Raw genomic sequence first — 15285 nt, 5'->3', positions numbered from 1 at the left:
CATAAAAAATCATTATTTTTTATGAAATTTTTAGTTTTCACGCTTCCAAAATCGCTCCATTACTTGCATTTGTAACTAGCTTTTGGTATTGTCTTAACCAGCGACTATCTACCTTTTTGCCAGCGTATTTCCACTCTTTTTTTCTAGCGTTGATCTCATCGTCGCTTAAGCGAACATTTATGCTGTATTTATCTACATCAATATCGATGATATCGCCATCTTTTAATAGCCCTATCATACCGCCCTCAGCTGCTTCAGGGCTTACATGCCCTATGCTAAGTCCCCTTGTCGCTCCGCTAAATCTGCCATCAGTGATTAAGGCTACATCAGCCCCAAGCCCACGCCCCACTATAAGGCTAGTTGGGCTTAGCATCTCTTGCATTCCAGGGCCTCCTTTTGGCCCTTCGTATCTTAAAACAACCACATCGCCTTTTTGAACTTTTCCGCTTGAAATGCCATTTATGGCTTCATCTTGAGAGTTAAAGCAGACCGCTTTTCCGCTAAATTGTCTGCCGCCGATGATACCAGCAGTTTTTATCACGCAACCTTGCTCGGCTAAATTGCCAAATAAAATAGCTAGTCCGCCGACTTTTGAGTAGGCATTTTTGACTGTGTGAATGATATTTTGATCCAAAATTTCAGCATTTTTGACCCTATCGCCTAAGCTCTCACCACTTATGGTAAGGGCATCTAAATTTAGCAGTTTATCATCGAATTTAGCTATCTCATTTATAACCGCACTTAGCCCACCAGCTTTAGCAATATCTTCCATATGTACGCTAGGTAGGCTCGGGGCGATTTTGGCTATATGTGGGACACTGCGACTAATATCATTTAATTTTGCTATATCTAGTGGTGCGCCAGCTTCACGGCTAATAGCTAACATATGTAAAATTGTATTTGAGCTACCACCCATTGCCATATCTACTACCATTGCGTTTTTTATCGTTTTTTCGTTGATGATATTTTTGATTTTATAGCGCTCATCAAGGGCGATCTCACAGATCCTGCGCGCTGCTTTTCTGATGAGTTCTTCTCGTTCTTTGGTAAGAGCCAAAATAGTGCCATTGCCCTCTAATGCCACGCCCATCGCTTCACAAAGGGTATTCATAGAGTTTGCAGTAAACATCCCAGAACAGCTACCCCCACCAGGACAGGCGTTACACTCTATATGTTTAAGCTCTTTTTCATCTATTTGCTTTGTCTCATACGCCCCAACAGCTTCAAAAGCTGAATTTAGATCCAAGGCCTCACCTCTAAGCCCAACTCCAGCAGCCATTGGCCCACCGCTTATGAATATAGTTGGGACATTTACTCTTAAAGCCCCCATAAGCATTCCAGGAACGATCTTATCGCAGTTTGGCATACACACTAGTGCGTCAAGTGCGTGAGCATTCATCACGGTTTCAACTGAATTTGCTATTATCTCACGGCTAGGAAGTGAGTAGAGCATACCGCCATGCCCCATAGCGATACCATCATCTACGCCGATGCAGTTAAACTCAAAAGGCACGCAGCCGTTTTTGCGAATTTCATCTTTTAGGATTTTGGAGTATTTATCTAAGAAAAAATGCCCCGGAATTATCTCTATAAAGCTATTTGCCACGCCTATAAAAGGCTTATCAAAATCCTCATCTTTAAGCCCAGTCGCTCTTAAAAGTGAGCGGTGTGGAGTCCTTGTGTAGCCGTCTTTTATGATATCACTTCGCATATTGCATCCTTTTACTTTTGTATTTTTGTCTGCATTGTAGCCAAAATTTATTTAAAAAAATTAAAAATACACAAGCTTTGTCTAGGCGATAAAACGATATGTAAAAATTCTATATTAAATATTTCTTATAAATTTAAATTTATTTTTTGAATTTTTATACTACGCTTAACGCTTTTTTCATAATACAAACGGCCAACACTACAAAGCAAGAATTAGAAGCTATATCTAAAAACACAACAAATCTAGTAAATAATGCCGCTGATACCTTAAAAAACATAACGTGCAAAAAACGATAAAATTAATATAATTTTATATTAAAATTCAAATAATTCTCTTTTGTGATTAAATAGAAAAATATATTATATTTTATTCATCAAATAATGTTGGCTGCTTATGCTCAGCTATGACATCAAAAATATCTACTTTACTTTAACCACTCTTTTGATGAGTCTTTTATGGCATTTATCAGAGTATCAATACTACCAGCTAGGCTAAATAGCCAATATCCTTGAACACTAACCCACTCAAGTAGTTTGTCATCTTTTTCTTGCTCGGTTTTTACATTCCTTACTGCAATCTGCGCAAATTCCATCTCTTGATGAATGAGAAATTGTCCGCAATAGCCATAATATACATCTAAAAATATAGGATCATTTAAATTTAATTTAAACTCATCTACTTTAAAAGATATCTCTTGAAGTTTGTCATAATTTATCTTGTCTTCTTTGCCTAAAGTTTTAAGCTTTTTAGCTTTTTCTACTTCTTTTGCCAAAACTTTAAAAATCTTTTCGCATTGTTTTTGAATTTTTAAGCCCACTTTAATAAATTTCTTTACTTTATTGCTAACTTTTTGAATGTTTTTTTCTGTGATTTTAGGCGAAATTTTATCAACTGGCGTAATGATTTTTAATTGATTATTGCTTAAAATTTCATCTGCTAGATCTTTAAATGGCTTTTCTATGGTGCCCTCTATCCTAGCGCCGCCCTCGGTGCAGTTATAGACACACCAAGTGCCATCTCTTTTTGTCATAGCAAACTGATGCTCAAAATAATTTCTAAATAAATTCCATACCTTAGTAGTTTTTACATCGCCTTTACCGCCATAAGCCTTAGCCGTCTCGATAATATCGCTAGTTTCTGGATCGATTTCAGTTGATTTATATATATGACCTTTTGAATGGCTAGTGCCGTCTTTACCAAATGCAAGGTCTTGACCTATGAATATTATATCTCTAGCTTGTAGCCAAAAAGCAAGATCTACACCTAAGTGTGCGGCACTTGGACCGCTTCCTGCATATCCTACTACCCTATCTTGTAAGGATTGCTCAAAAGATAAAGGTCTAAAAGGGTAGCAAGTCCGTCTGCCTTGTAAGTTTTCAATGGTTTTTTGATGAGTGAGCGAAGAGGTGATAAATATAATGTCATCATCAAATTTACTAACCTTTTCTTCAAAGAATTTTGAAGTAGGCTCGACTCTTTCTAATGAGACAACATAATCAGGCTTTATGCCGTGTTTTTTTAAGATCGGATATGAGGCGTCTATGCTTATGATAAGAGCATAAGGCTCTATTTTTTTAAGCAGATCAAGCTGTTTATAAAGAGATGGGCCTGTTGAGACTATGATTGCGTATCTGTTTTTTTTACGTCTTTTAATAGCTATAGTTCTTAATGAGTAGTTTGAGTAAATTTCTGGTATATTATGCAAGACATGTTTAATGCCTATTAAACTATCTGAGGAGTCATTTCCGCACTCTAAAAGACATTGTTTCATATTTTGGGTTATAAGTTTGTTTATGCGTATAACGTCTTTTTTGTAGATATCTTGTTCGTAAAATTTGTTGTAAATGTGGTATTCGTAATTTCTAATATTTAAAAAAACATTATCGTAATGAGATACGACGTAAATTTCTGTAGGCTTAATAATCTTTGTATAGAATAAGATAAAAGTTTCGTTATAAATTTCTTTTGAAAAATCAAGCAAATTTAGTACGATAAATATAATTTCAAGCTCAGGTTCAAATACGACGATACGCTGATGGCTAGGATTTGCCAAAATAGAGCGATAAAATATACCATTACCAAGTCCATAAAAAAATAGAGTTTGATAACGTGCATACTTATCTTCAAATTCTTTTATCTGATTTGTTACATCATCTTTTGGGTGTTCGAACATATAGTTTAGATTTTTTTGATTTATGATATTTAGATCAAGGGGATCTTTTCCCATAAATGCACCAAATTCTGTGTTTTCTTTAAAATTTAAAAGCAACTTTGCTAACTTGGCGTTTATACTCATAATGGCTGTTATATTTTTTGTAAAAATGTTTATATCTTGATCTGAAGTTATCTTTTTTGCTAGAATTTTTTGTAATTTGTCGAATTCTTTTGCATTTTTTTCTTGAATATTCATAAACCACTCCTAGAATAAATTGTTTTTATATCGGTATAAAACTAAATTTTCTTTAAATCTATATATGAAACTATCTCAAATCCATACTCTAAACCGCTACTTCCAAGCATAGCGATAGTGCCTTGCATATCGTTATCTAAATTAAATTTAGTTTTTATCTCTTTTTGTTTTGTTTTTAAGACTACTTCTGAGCCATCACGAAGTTTTGAAGCCATAGCAAAAAACTTACCGCCTCTAAACTCGTCAAATTTAGAGTGAGTAAATACAACTGCGCCATCAAAACTATCAAGCTCATCAAGCTCATCAAGCTCACCCTTAAGCGTGATTTTCTCGCCGTTTAAATTTAGAAGATCAAAACCAAATTTGGTGCTTAGTAAATTTAACATCTCTTTAGTTTGGCTAGGATTTTTCGCAAATATCTCATCGCTTACTATGCAAAATTTGATATCTTTAATAAATTCGCAAATGCTAGAAATTTCTTCTTCGCCTATGTTGCTCTCACCGCTTAAATACCCTGTGTCAAGCTCATCAAAAAACTCATCATTAAGTAAATTTTGGCATATCAGAGCTAGAGCATAGCTTACACTTCCTATTTCGCACTTGATAAACTCTGCATTTAAAAGCGTGTCTTTTAAAGGACTGATGACTAAGATATCGTCATTTTTGAATTTGTCTGATAAATTTGGGGACTGGATTGATAGCATACTTGCTAAGCTTAAGATTTTCATATTCTTACCTTGAATTAAATTTAAATGTGAAATCGGCATAATTTAATCTACTTTTAACGGTATAGTAAATATTTTTGACTTTGCTAAAGCAAAGCCCTTTTTTATGTTCTTTTAGCGGGGCAACAAGTCGCCCCTAAAGAACCAAATACTAAAGTTATCTATCCGGCTAAAGCGGATTAAATTTTTGACTTCGCAGACCGGTAAAACCGGTCTTTGCGACCAAAGTTTGGCACTTTCACAGAAACCTCGGCTAAAGCCGTCGCATTCGCTGGTTTTGGAAACGCACTAAAGTTATCTATCGCGGATTAAATTTAGGTTTTTGTTTGCCACTCCAAATTTTCGCCGAAAAATAACCATTTGAGGTTATTTTTGCGAAAATTTTATTTTTTAAATTTGTTTTTATCTTCATTTGTCATGTGAGGATTTAGCATATTTTCCGGACGTAAAATATCATTTATTTGATCCTCTGTTAAAAGTCCTCTTTCAAGTGCGATAGTTGCTACGCTTTTTCCTGTGCTTAAAGCTTCTTTTGCTATGCTAGCGCTGTTTTCATAGCCGATATATGGGTTAAATGCTGTAACGATACCGATTGAGTTATAAACGAAATCAGAACAAATTTTCTCATTTGCAGTGATGCCATCAACGCATTTTGTAGCCAAAGTACGACAAGCTTTTTTAAGCATTGCGATAGAGTTAAACAGGCTATAGGCGATAACTGGTTCAAATACGTTTAGTTGAAGTTGTCCGCCTTCACTAGCTAGAGTTACAGTTACGTCATTGCCGATGACTGCAAAACAAACTTGATTTACTACTTCAGGGATAACAGGATTTACTTTACCTGGCATAATGCTTGAGCCTGGTTGCATTTTTGGTAAGTTTATCTCATTTAGTCCGCATCTTGGACCACTGCTTAGAAGTCTTAAGTCGTTACAAATTTTACTTAGTTTTGTACTAACTCTTTTTAAAACACCTGAAATTTGAACATAAGCGCCTGTGTCTTGAGTAGCTTCTATAAGGTTACCAGCAGTGATAAATGGACGTTTTGTTACTTCTTGAAGTTTTGTCTCGACTACTTTTGGATAGTCAGGATGAGAGTTGATACCTGTACCGATAGCTGTTCCGCCTAGGTTTATCTCGCGTACTAAGTTTCTAGCTTCTCTTACGCGGTCGATGTCTTCGCCAAGCATGATAGCAAAAGTTTTAAACTCTTGACCCAAAGTCATAGGAACTGCGTCTTGAAGTTGAGTTCTACCCATTTTTAAAACGTCTTTAAACTCCTCTGCTTTTTTATCAAAGCTATCTTTTAAGATATGCATAGCTTCAGTTAGCTCACAAAGTCTTTCATAAATAGCAACTCTTAAAGCTGTAGGATAAGCGTCGTTTGTGCTTTGGCTTAGATTTACGTGATCGTTTGGATGGCAGTACTCATACTCGCCTTTTTTGTGTCCCATAATCTCAAGCGCGATGTTTGCTATAACTTCGTTTGCGTTCATATTTGTACTTGTTCCTGCGCCACCTTGTATCATATCTACAACGAATTGATCGTTATATTTACCGCTCATTACTTGATCGCAAGCTTCACAAATAGCATTTTTGATCTTTGCATCAAGCAAGCCAAGATCGAAATTTGCAAGTGCCGCTGCTTTTTTAACTTGAGCAAGTGCTACTATAAAATTTGGAAAATTGCAAATACGTTCGTGAGTAATGTTGAAATTTTCAACTGCTCTAAATGTTTGAACTCCATAATAAACATTATCGGCAATTTCTAATTCACCGATAAAATCGTGCTCTTTTCTAGTATTCATAAAGTCTCCTTAACTATTAAAATGAATAAATTTAATTAAAATTGTAGCTATGAACTATTAAATCCAACTTAAAAATATTTTGTTTTATCTAATTAAATATTAAGAGCTTCTGCTTAAAGATTATAATTATTTTTTATATTTTTATAAAATTAATTATTATATAATAATTAATATAAAGCAATTAAGGCAAATTTATGAAATCCATTAAATTATTACTTATTATTCCTATATATCTGTTTGGTGTTACAGATTTTGAGCTTATTAATTATAATGACAAGAGCGTAACTGGTGATGGCGTATTTGTTGGGGTTATAGATAGTGCGATAAATAAAGATCACCCTAACTTATCTGGGCGGATTGTGGATCAAATTTATTCTGAGTATAGAGGTAGTGATTATGAGCCGGATTTTTCAGTTGATACTCATGGTAGCCATGTAGCTGGGATTATACTAGCTAAGCCCGATGGCAAAATAGGCGGAATCGCTACAGACGCCAAGGCTTATGGCGTTCAGATAACAGGGCATAATACTGGTTCATCTAAATTTACAGCCCCAAATGTATATGAGTATTTTAAGGATAAAAATATCGCAGCTATTAATAATAGTTGGAATGCTACGGTTTATCCGCTATCTGGATTAAATTCGCTCACTAGTTCATCGATTTTATTTCTAAAAAATGCTAATAATCCAAATGATTATATCCCGTTAATTCAAAGAGATTCAACTGCAAGTGATCTTATAAAGCTATCTAAAGAGAAGCAAATTCTTAGCGTTTTTGCCTCTGGTAATGAGGGGATCATATCTCCTGGTATCATGGCTTTAGCTCCATATTATGATGAAGATATTAGATCTATAATAGTAGTAACAGCCCTAGATAGCGCACAAGTTAGCAAGGATAGTGATGGTAAATTTATAGTAACCACAAAAAGAGATGATAAATTTGATTATTTGAGTGCTCCTACTACATATTCTAATGGATTAAAAGGTGTTTATAACTTTAGTTTAGCAGCACCCGGGACAAACATCAATAGCGTAAATGCTAGTTATGATGTGACTGATCCTCTAACTAATCGTTCAGATAAAAATCTATATAGAGTCTCTAGCGGTACATCTATGGCAGCCCCTGTGGTGACTGGTGCTGCTGCCTTAGTAGCTCAAAAATTTCCATTTATGAGCGGCAAACAGATAGCCGATACCTTGCTCTCTACTGCTAATAAAGACTATATAGGACCTAAAATTGTTTTAAAAGAGACTACTACCGGAAAAACTCTTTGTGATGGTAAAGTTCTTTGCTCTAGCTCAAAGAGATACACAATATTTTATGTAGATAGCGAAATTCCAAAAAAAGAAGATGGTAGTATAGATCAAAAAGCCGTTGAGAAGGATTTATTAAATTCCGGATATTTTGGTATAAATTGGAAATATGATCGTATGAGCGGTATGGCTGCTATCGATGATGATGACTATCCATGGGTTCAAAAGGTTACGAAAGAGGATCTATTTGGTCAAGGAATTTTGGATATTGATAAGGCTTTAATAAGGTATAGGAATCTTAGACGCAAATAGATTAAGCGATGCAGATGTAAGTAGTCAGTATGGCGAAACTGCGGTGTATTATTCGCTAGATACTAAGGGAAATGATGCTGAGTTTAGCAATGATATAAGCCAAAGAAAATGGGAAGCTAATACTCATAACCTTGAAGCTGATAATTTGCCTAAAAAATTAGATAATCTAAATGTAGGACTTATCAAATCAGGCAGTGGGGTTTTAACCCTAAGTGGTACTAATAGCTATGAGGGTGCTACTATTATAAATGCTGGTGGTATAAGACTACTAAGCAAAGATAGCAAAACAGCACAAATCGCTGGAAGTGTCTATGTCAATAACGGCTCAATTCTAAGCGGTAATGGAGTGATTAAACAAAATTTAACCAACGATAACTCAATCATTCGTCCTGGAAATGAGGATTTAAGCGATTTAGTAGTAAGCGGAAAATATACTCAAACAGGGAGTGCAAAGCTTATCTTAGACTTTGGTAATGATGATAACTCAAAGCTTATAGCTAATAATTACGATATACAAGGCGGAACACTTCAATACAACCCATTAGAAAAATACTATACCATAGATAAAGAATATAAGATAGATTTGGGAGATTTGGCTAATTATATAAATAATTTTACAAGCATAGAAGTAAAAGAAAATAATGCAATTTCTTTTAAAATATCTCTTAATAATTTAGATAAACAAACTATAAATAAAACCATTACAACGTCTCCTGTTAGCGATGATCAAACAGAAAAACAAGATAATGCTGGAAATTATGATAGTAGTGAAGAAAATAGCAAAAAAGATGATTTAAATACTCAAACAAATCCTAGTAATCCTGATCAAAACAGCAAAGGTTATATTGATGATCAAACAGAAAAACAACCTATTAGCGATGATCAAACAGAAAAACAAGATGAAACTAAAAATTATGATAATAGTGAAGAAAATAGCAAAAAAGATGAATTAAATACTCAAACAAATCCTAGCAATCCTGATCAAAACAGCAAAGATTATATTGTGGTTACTCCTACCATTAAAAAAGGTGTATATAATGGCGCTTTATCAGATATAAGAGAAGGAGATCTTAACTCTGCTTATCAAGACTTCTTTACTAAGATAGAAAATGGCGATCAAACAACTTTCAATCAAGCAGTAAAATCGATAGATTCAAATTTAATCGCAGATATTGCCCCACACGTTTTTTCTCAACAAGAGTCTTTTAACCAATCAAATATGATGCTAGCTATCAATCCGGTTATGTTTAATACTATAGATAATATTGCCCACTTTAAACAGTCCCCTACATACCTTGCTTATAACGGCATTACTTCATCTGATTTTGTCTATGATATGGGACTAATCGAAGAAGCAAAATCGTTTATTTGGTATCTATCTCCTAAATATAAAAAAATTAAAGCTGATAATTATAAAGGCGATGCTTATGGGTTTGACCTAGCATTTGGAGGTAATCCAACCCCAAATTCCCAAGCTATATTCAATATAAATTTCGTTAAGACTAAATTAAATTTTAATGATAACCCAGGAAATTTTGAAAGCAAATATATAAATTTAGGAGCCAATTATATTTATGATTTTGGAATTGCTAAGTTTTTAAGTGGAGCTGGTTTTGGTTTTGGTGATAACAAAATCAATAGACAAATAATAGGAACTAACTCAAATTTATCAAGTGATTACGATACAAAAACAGCCTCACTTCAACTAGGCTTATCTAAAGATTTTGTAGTTAGTGATAACTTTACACTAACACCGCTAGTTTATACTAGTGGTTCATACATGTTTCAAGATAAATTTAGAGAATCAGGCTCTTTATTTGCCACAGAATATGAAAAAATATCTCATTTTAGCACCAGCATAACAGGAGGGCTATACGGCACTTACAAGCTAAAGCATAGCGAAAATACGACTGATATATCGTTATATAGTTTGTATGAGCGTAGAATTAGCGGTAAAAAGCTCAAAAACAGCTATAGTTTTGTGGATTTTCCATCGCTTGCAAAAATAAGTAGCGATCAAAAACTAAATAAAGATGTTATTAGCGTAGGTATAAATTCAAAAACATCATTTAAAAATGGATATTTCATTAGCGTTGGGATACTATCTGAATATATAGAAGATGCTAATAATATAAATTTAATGACTATGTTTGGAAAAAGATTTTAAAATCTATTTTAAAGAGATATATTGTTTAGTTGGTAATCTATAAAATCATTCATAATCTAAAATATTATAGCTTATGAATGATTGTAAATATTTTGCTAATCCGCTTTGTTGCTAAGTAGTATTGCTAGGAATTTGGTTTTTGGATTTTCATTTAGGGCTATTTTGATACTCATAGTAAGAGGAACGGCTAAAAACATTCCGCCGATCCCAAGCACAAATCCCCAAAAAAGTAGGCTAAGTATGACAACAAGTGTCGAAATTCCAAGCCCAGAACCTAGAAATTTAGGCTCTATGAAGTTGCCTATAGCGATATTTACGACTAGATAAACCAGGCTTAGCCACAGCGTATCGCCAAAATCATTTACCAAAAGCGATATCAAAATAGCAGGAACTGCAGCTATGATAGAACCTATAGTAGGTATATAATTTAGTATAAAAGCAAGAGTGACCCAAAGTGGCGCGTAAGGAATATTAAAATAAACCAAAAAACCCCATAAAATAAGACCAGTAGCGATAGAAGATATGGTTTTTATAGCTAGATATCTTTTTAAATTTGATATAAAATTATTTACTATATTATGTGTTAGACTATGTTTTTTAGAAAAATACTCTACTTTGTCTTTAAAAACCTGAGTTTCAACAAGCATAAAAATCACTAGTAAGAACACCAAAAATGACTTTGTAACTATCTCACTAGTTTGCCTTAAAATAGTGCTTGTGGTAGAAAAGATCTTGTTTGTATCTATGCTATCTATCACAAAACTATTTATCTTAATAATCTCATAGGAATTTAGCCAAGCTATAGTCTCATCGATGAAGTTTGAGAGTTTTACTTGATATTCAGGAAGTGCGGCGCTAAAACCATTTAACGCAGTGGCGATAACATTTCCTAAAAACCATAACACAAGAACAAAAGCTAGGATAATCACCACAAAGGCCAAAGTTCGCCCTATTTTTAGTCTAGCCATAAAATCAAGCATAGGAGATACGATAATAGCGATAAAAACCGCCAATAAAAAAGGCACAACTATAGATGATGCTGCGCTAAGTCCCGCTACAATGATGACAAAACTAGCTATGGAAATCAAAATAAGCTGATATTTCAAATTTAATCCTTGAGAAATTCTAAAAATGCTCTATATTTGACTTAATAAGCCAAAACCTAAAATTATAAATTTAAAAACAATTCTAGTATTATAAAATATTTTCATAAAATCTAAGCAAACAATTTGTATTTATGCTGTAAAATCAGCTTTTTAAATTTAAAAAAGTGAAAAATAATGGAATTTTCTTATATATTCATCGGAATTGTTGCTGGTATCTTTTCTGGGCTTTTTGGGATCGGCGGAGGTATGATCATCGTGCCATTTATGTTAAGTGTAGGTATGAGCTCTCATAATGCCATAGCGATTTCTGTTTTTCAGATGATGTTTTCGTCGGTATTTGGCTCTTTTATGAACTACAAAAAGAGAAATTTAAATATAAATGATGGTATATTAGTAGGGCTAGGAGGATTAGTAGGTGCTAGTTTTAGCGGAACTATAGTAAGGCTATTTTCAGATGTAGCATTGACTAGTGTATTTTTATGTTTGAGTATAATATTTTTCTTAAAATACGCATTTGGCATAAAAAACGTAGTTATTCAAACCAAAAGAAATGAACTACAAAAACGCCTTATTTTGATAGGCGCAGGAACTTTAACTGGTGTTTTTGCCATATCTTTAGGTATCGGCGGTGGATTGCTTATAGCTCCTATTTTGGGATATACTCTAGGGTTTGATAGTAAAAAAGTCGTACCGATATCTCTATTTTTTGTGATATTCGCATCGCTTTCTGGTACCATTTCTTTCATAAGTTCTGGTGTTATAAATAAAGATATAGTAAATGCAGGCATTAGCGTTGGCATATCATCTATGATAGGAGTCATTATAGGTATAAAAATCATAGAAAAAATGCAAGTAAAAGCTCACAAAAAAGTACTTCTTGGAGTTTATCTACTATCAATAATACTTACATTTATAGGGTTATTAAGAAAACTAGAAATTCTAAGTTTTTAATTAAAGTAAAATATAAAGTGTTTTAGGATAAAAATAAAAAGAATAAATCTTGGTGACCCCTACGAGACTCGAACTCGTGTTACCGCCGTGAAAGGGCGATGTCCTAACCGCTAGACGAAGGGGCCACTTGCGGTTTGTTTTTTGGAAGTGTGATTATACTTCTTATTCACTTAATAAATACTTAAAAATACATAAAATTTAACATTTTGCTGTATAATTCTGCAAAAATTTAAAAAGGCTGAATGTTGTTTAAATTTAAATCATTGTTTTTCATATTTATTATAGGATTTTTTACTAGCTGTGCTACGCCTAAGGTAGATCATTCAAAAAGCATATCTTTACTCATAAAATCAAAGATTTTAAAGGTAAATGACGCTGGATTTATACATTTTTACAAAAATTACACAAACATACAAATTTATAATAGCGGAAAAAGCATTTTAAATTTAAATATCAAAGATAAAATTTGCATAAATAACGCTTGTGAAAATAAAACCGAATTTAATAAAAAGTTCTTTTTAAATGCTCATTATGAGGATTTGCTAGAAGATATTTTAGAAGCTAGAGCGATATATGATGGCAAAAACTTAGTAAAAACAGACTGCGGCTTTGAACAAAATCTAAGAAATATTTCAGTAGAATACAAAATTTGTGGTGGCGAAGTCCGTTTCACAGACCAAAAAAATGGTATAAAAATAGTAATGAAAGAGCTTAATTGAAGAAAATCGGAGCGCACGTAAGTGCTAGTGGCGGAGTGCAAAATGCTCCGTTAAACGCCGCAAAAATTGGTGCTGATGCGTTTGCGTTATTTGTAAAAAATCAAAGGCAATGGAGTGCAAAACCACTAGCAAATGAAGATATAGAAGCATTTAAACTAAATTTAAAAATATCAAATATCAATACCAAACACATACTTCCGCACAATAGTTATCTTATAAATCTAGGTCATCCAGAGACTCAGCAAAGACAAAAAAGCATAGATGCATTTTTAGATGAGATAGAACGCTTGGGGGCTCTAGGACTTGAGATGATAAACTTTCACCCCGGCTCTCATCTAAATTTGATAAGTGAAATACAATGTTTAAAGAACATAGCAAATTCCATAAACTATATCTTAGAGCATTCGCAAAATATCACTTTAGTCATAGAAAATACAGCTGGTCAAGGCTCAAATATGGGGTATAAATTCGAACATCTCGCCTACCTCATAAAAAACACGGCTGATAAAAATAGAATAGGCGTTTGCATAGATACTTGTCATCTTTTTGCCGCAGGATACGACATCAAAGATAAACAAAGCTATGCAAAAACTATGGGCGAGTTTGAAAACTTGATAGGTTTTGAGTATCTAAAAGGAATGCATATAAATGATAGCAAATGCGATCTTGGCTCAAAAAAAGATCGTCACGAAAGCCTAGGAAAAGGATATCTTGGGTGGAGCAGTTTTGAAAATATTATGAACGATGATAGGATAGATGAGATACCACTTATCTTAGAAACTATAGATGATAGCATATGGAAAGATGAGATAGAGCATTTAAGAAATTTGATAAAAGGATATAGATGATTTATAAAAAAATAGCTGTTCTAGTAGGCGTGGTTTGCTACTTGCAAGCAGCAGGCTATAAGATACCAGAGCAAAGTAGTGATGCTGTAGCTTTAGGAGCATCAAACATCGCTTCTAGCTTTGGCCCAGATGCTGCTTATTACAACCCAGCAAATATGATGTATGTTGAGGATATTAGACATTATTTTGAAAACTCATTTACGTATATCCATTTAGCAAAGCACTCATTTAGTCCTGATGTTTTAAATGCTAACAACTACCATACAACTTCTAAAAGCTCAGACTTTTTAGTTCCTACCTTTCATTTCGTATCGCCTGAATACATTACAAACTGGCGCTTTGGACTTAGTTTTGTAGTACCTGCTGGACTATCCATAAGCTGGAATGATAAATACCCCGCATCAACCGCAAAGCTTTTTTCGCTCAAGGTTTTTGAACTAAATCCTAGCGTAGCCTATAGAGTTACTGATGAGATTAGCATAGGCGGTGGATTTAGAGTCATTTATGCGACTGGCAAAGCAGAAACAAATCCAAATGGCAGTATAGGCGGTGGAGTCATAAACTTAGATGCTCATAGAGAGATTGATGGCGATGATATAAATTTTGGTTGGAACGCCGCCATAACTTATAAACCTACTGACGAGCTTAGTCTAGCAGCTACTTACCGCTCAAAAGTAGATCTAAATTTAGAAGGCAACGCAAAGATAACTTCAAAATCAACTCCTGCTATACCGCCGTTTAATGGCTCGTACGATGGACACGTAGATGTCAGCATACCGCTTCCTGCTACTTTGATCTTAGCACTTTCATATAAGATTAAAGATGTGACTTTACTTACTGCTTATGAGAGAACATACTGGTCAAAACTAGAAAGATTTGATTTTAATTACGGTGGAACTACTATCCCAGCTTCAGCCGTATTTGATCGTCCCGTGGAAAAAAACTGGAAAGACTCAAACACCTACAGATTTGGCGTAGTTTGGGATATAAATACCAAATTTAGATTAATGGGCGGTTTTGCTTATGATGAAAGTCCAAGCGATCCAAAATTGATAGGATTTGAGCTTCCTGATACTTCTGCTTATGTGTATTCGCTTGGATTTAATTATAAATTTAATGAAGATATCGAGCTTGCTTTTGGTTACTTATATCAAGATAGAAAAGATAGACATATAGACAAAAGCGATCTAGCAAATTCGTTTAACAATGTCGTTGGAAATATGAAAAACGGCGATGCTCAACTAGTAAATTTAGGCATAAAATATAGGTTTTGAT

The 15285-nt window shown here is 33.9% G+C and carries 11 protein-coding genes and 1 tRNA gene; 6 read left to right on the top strand and 6 right to left on the bottom strand.

Translation table 11 applies throughout. The annotated features are described in order from the left end of the window. Positions 1 to 37 precede the first annotated feature (37 nt). The 4 genes from ilvD to aspA form a co-directional block, all read right to left on the bottom strand. Complete coding sequence (ilvD, locus tag CHLWT_RS09020; RefSeq protein ID WP_112000044.1) at positions 38 to 1711, bottom strand: dihydroxy-acid dehydratase; 1674 nt, start codon at positions 1709 to 1711, stop codon at positions 38 to 40. A gap of 424 nt (positions 1712 to 2135) precedes the next feature. Continuing rightward, positions 2136 to 4121, bottom strand: a complete 1986-nt coding sequence (locus CHLWT_RS09015; protein ID WP_112000043.1) for a motility associated factor glycosyltransferase family protein — start codon at positions 4119 to 4121, stop codon at positions 2136 to 2138. A 41-nt stretch (positions 4122 to 4162) separates the two neighbouring features. Further along, positions 4163 to 4849, bottom strand: coding sequence for a hypothetical protein (locus CHLWT_RS09010; RefSeq protein ID WP_111985363.1), 687 nt, complete (start codon positions 4847 to 4849; stop codon positions 4163 to 4165). A 380-nt stretch (positions 4850 to 5229) separates the two neighbouring features. After that, a complete protein-coding gene (aspA, locus tag CHLWT_RS09005; protein WP_112000781.1) occupies positions 5230 to 6654 on the bottom strand; it encodes an aspartate ammonia-lyase in 1425 nt (474 codons plus the stop codon). A gap of 194 nt (positions 6655 to 6848) precedes the next feature. Here aspA and CHLWT_RS09000 point away from each other — a divergent pair, with 194 nt between their 5' ends. Next, positions 6849 to 8219 carry a S8 family peptidase gene (locus CHLWT_RS09000; RefSeq protein ID WP_112000782.1) on the top strand — a complete coding sequence of 457 codons (1371 nt, stop codon included), beginning with the start codon at positions 6849 to 6851 and terminating at the stop codon, positions 8217 to 8219. Positions 8220 to 8262: 43 nt separating this feature from the next. Continuing rightward, positions 8263 to 10386, top strand: coding sequence for an autotransporter domain-containing protein (locus CHLWT_RS08995; protein ID WP_112000783.1), 2124 nt, complete (start codon positions 8263 to 8265; stop codon positions 10384 to 10386). 95 nt (positions 10387 to 10481) lie between these two features. Here the strand turns inward: CHLWT_RS08995 and CHLWT_RS08990 are convergent, their stop codons facing one another. After that, a complete protein-coding gene (locus CHLWT_RS08990) occupies positions 10482 to 11492 on the bottom strand; it encodes an AI-2E family transporter (protein ID WP_063998860.1) in 1011 nt (336 codons plus the stop codon). A gap of 174 nt (positions 11493 to 11666) precedes the next feature. Between CHLWT_RS08990 and CHLWT_RS08985 the strand changes: the two genes are divergently transcribed. Next, entirely contained in the window at positions 11667 to 12443 is a 777-nt protein-coding gene (locus CHLWT_RS08985) for a sulfite exporter TauE/SafE family protein (protein WP_111971049.1), read from the top strand. A gap of 50 nt (positions 12444 to 12493) precedes the next feature. Here the strand turns inward: CHLWT_RS08985 and CHLWT_RS08980 are convergent. Continuing rightward, a tRNA-Glu gene (locus CHLWT_RS08980) sits at positions 12494 to 12568 on the bottom strand. Positions 12569 to 12688: 120 nt separating this feature from the next. Here CHLWT_RS08980 and CHLWT_RS08975 point away from each other — a divergent pair. Genes CHLWT_RS08975 through CHLWT_RS08965 form a run of 3 tightly spaced genes read left to right on the top strand, consistent with a single transcriptional unit; the run spans position 12689 to position 15284 of the window. After that, entirely contained in the window at positions 12689 to 13162 is a 474-nt protein-coding gene (locus tag CHLWT_RS08975) for a hypothetical protein (protein ID WP_112000435.1), read from the top strand. Further along, entirely contained in the window at positions 13159 to 14010 is an 852-nt protein-coding gene (gene nfo / locus CHLWT_RS08970) for a deoxyribonuclease IV (RefSeq protein WP_111949283.1), read from the top strand. Before CHLWT_RS08975 ends, nfo begins: the two co-directional genes overlap by 4 nt. Beyond that, positions 14007 to 15284, top strand: a complete 1278-nt coding sequence (locus CHLWT_RS08965) for an OmpP1/FadL family transporter (RefSeq protein ID WP_112000434.1) — start codon at positions 14007 to 14009, stop codon at positions 15282 to 15284. Before nfo ends, CHLWT_RS08965 begins: the two co-directional genes overlap by 4 nt. Position 15285: the final 1 nt, after the last annotated feature.

It is taken from the genome of Campylobacter hyointestinalis subsp. lawsonii (genome assembly GCF_013372165.1).
GTDB classification, from domain to species: domain Bacteria; phylum Campylobacterota; class Campylobacteria; order Campylobacterales; family Campylobacteraceae; genus Campylobacter; species Campylobacter lawsonii.
The sequence above is the reverse complement of the archived record's forward strand: the minus strand, read 5'-3'. Positions and strand labels throughout refer to the sequence as shown.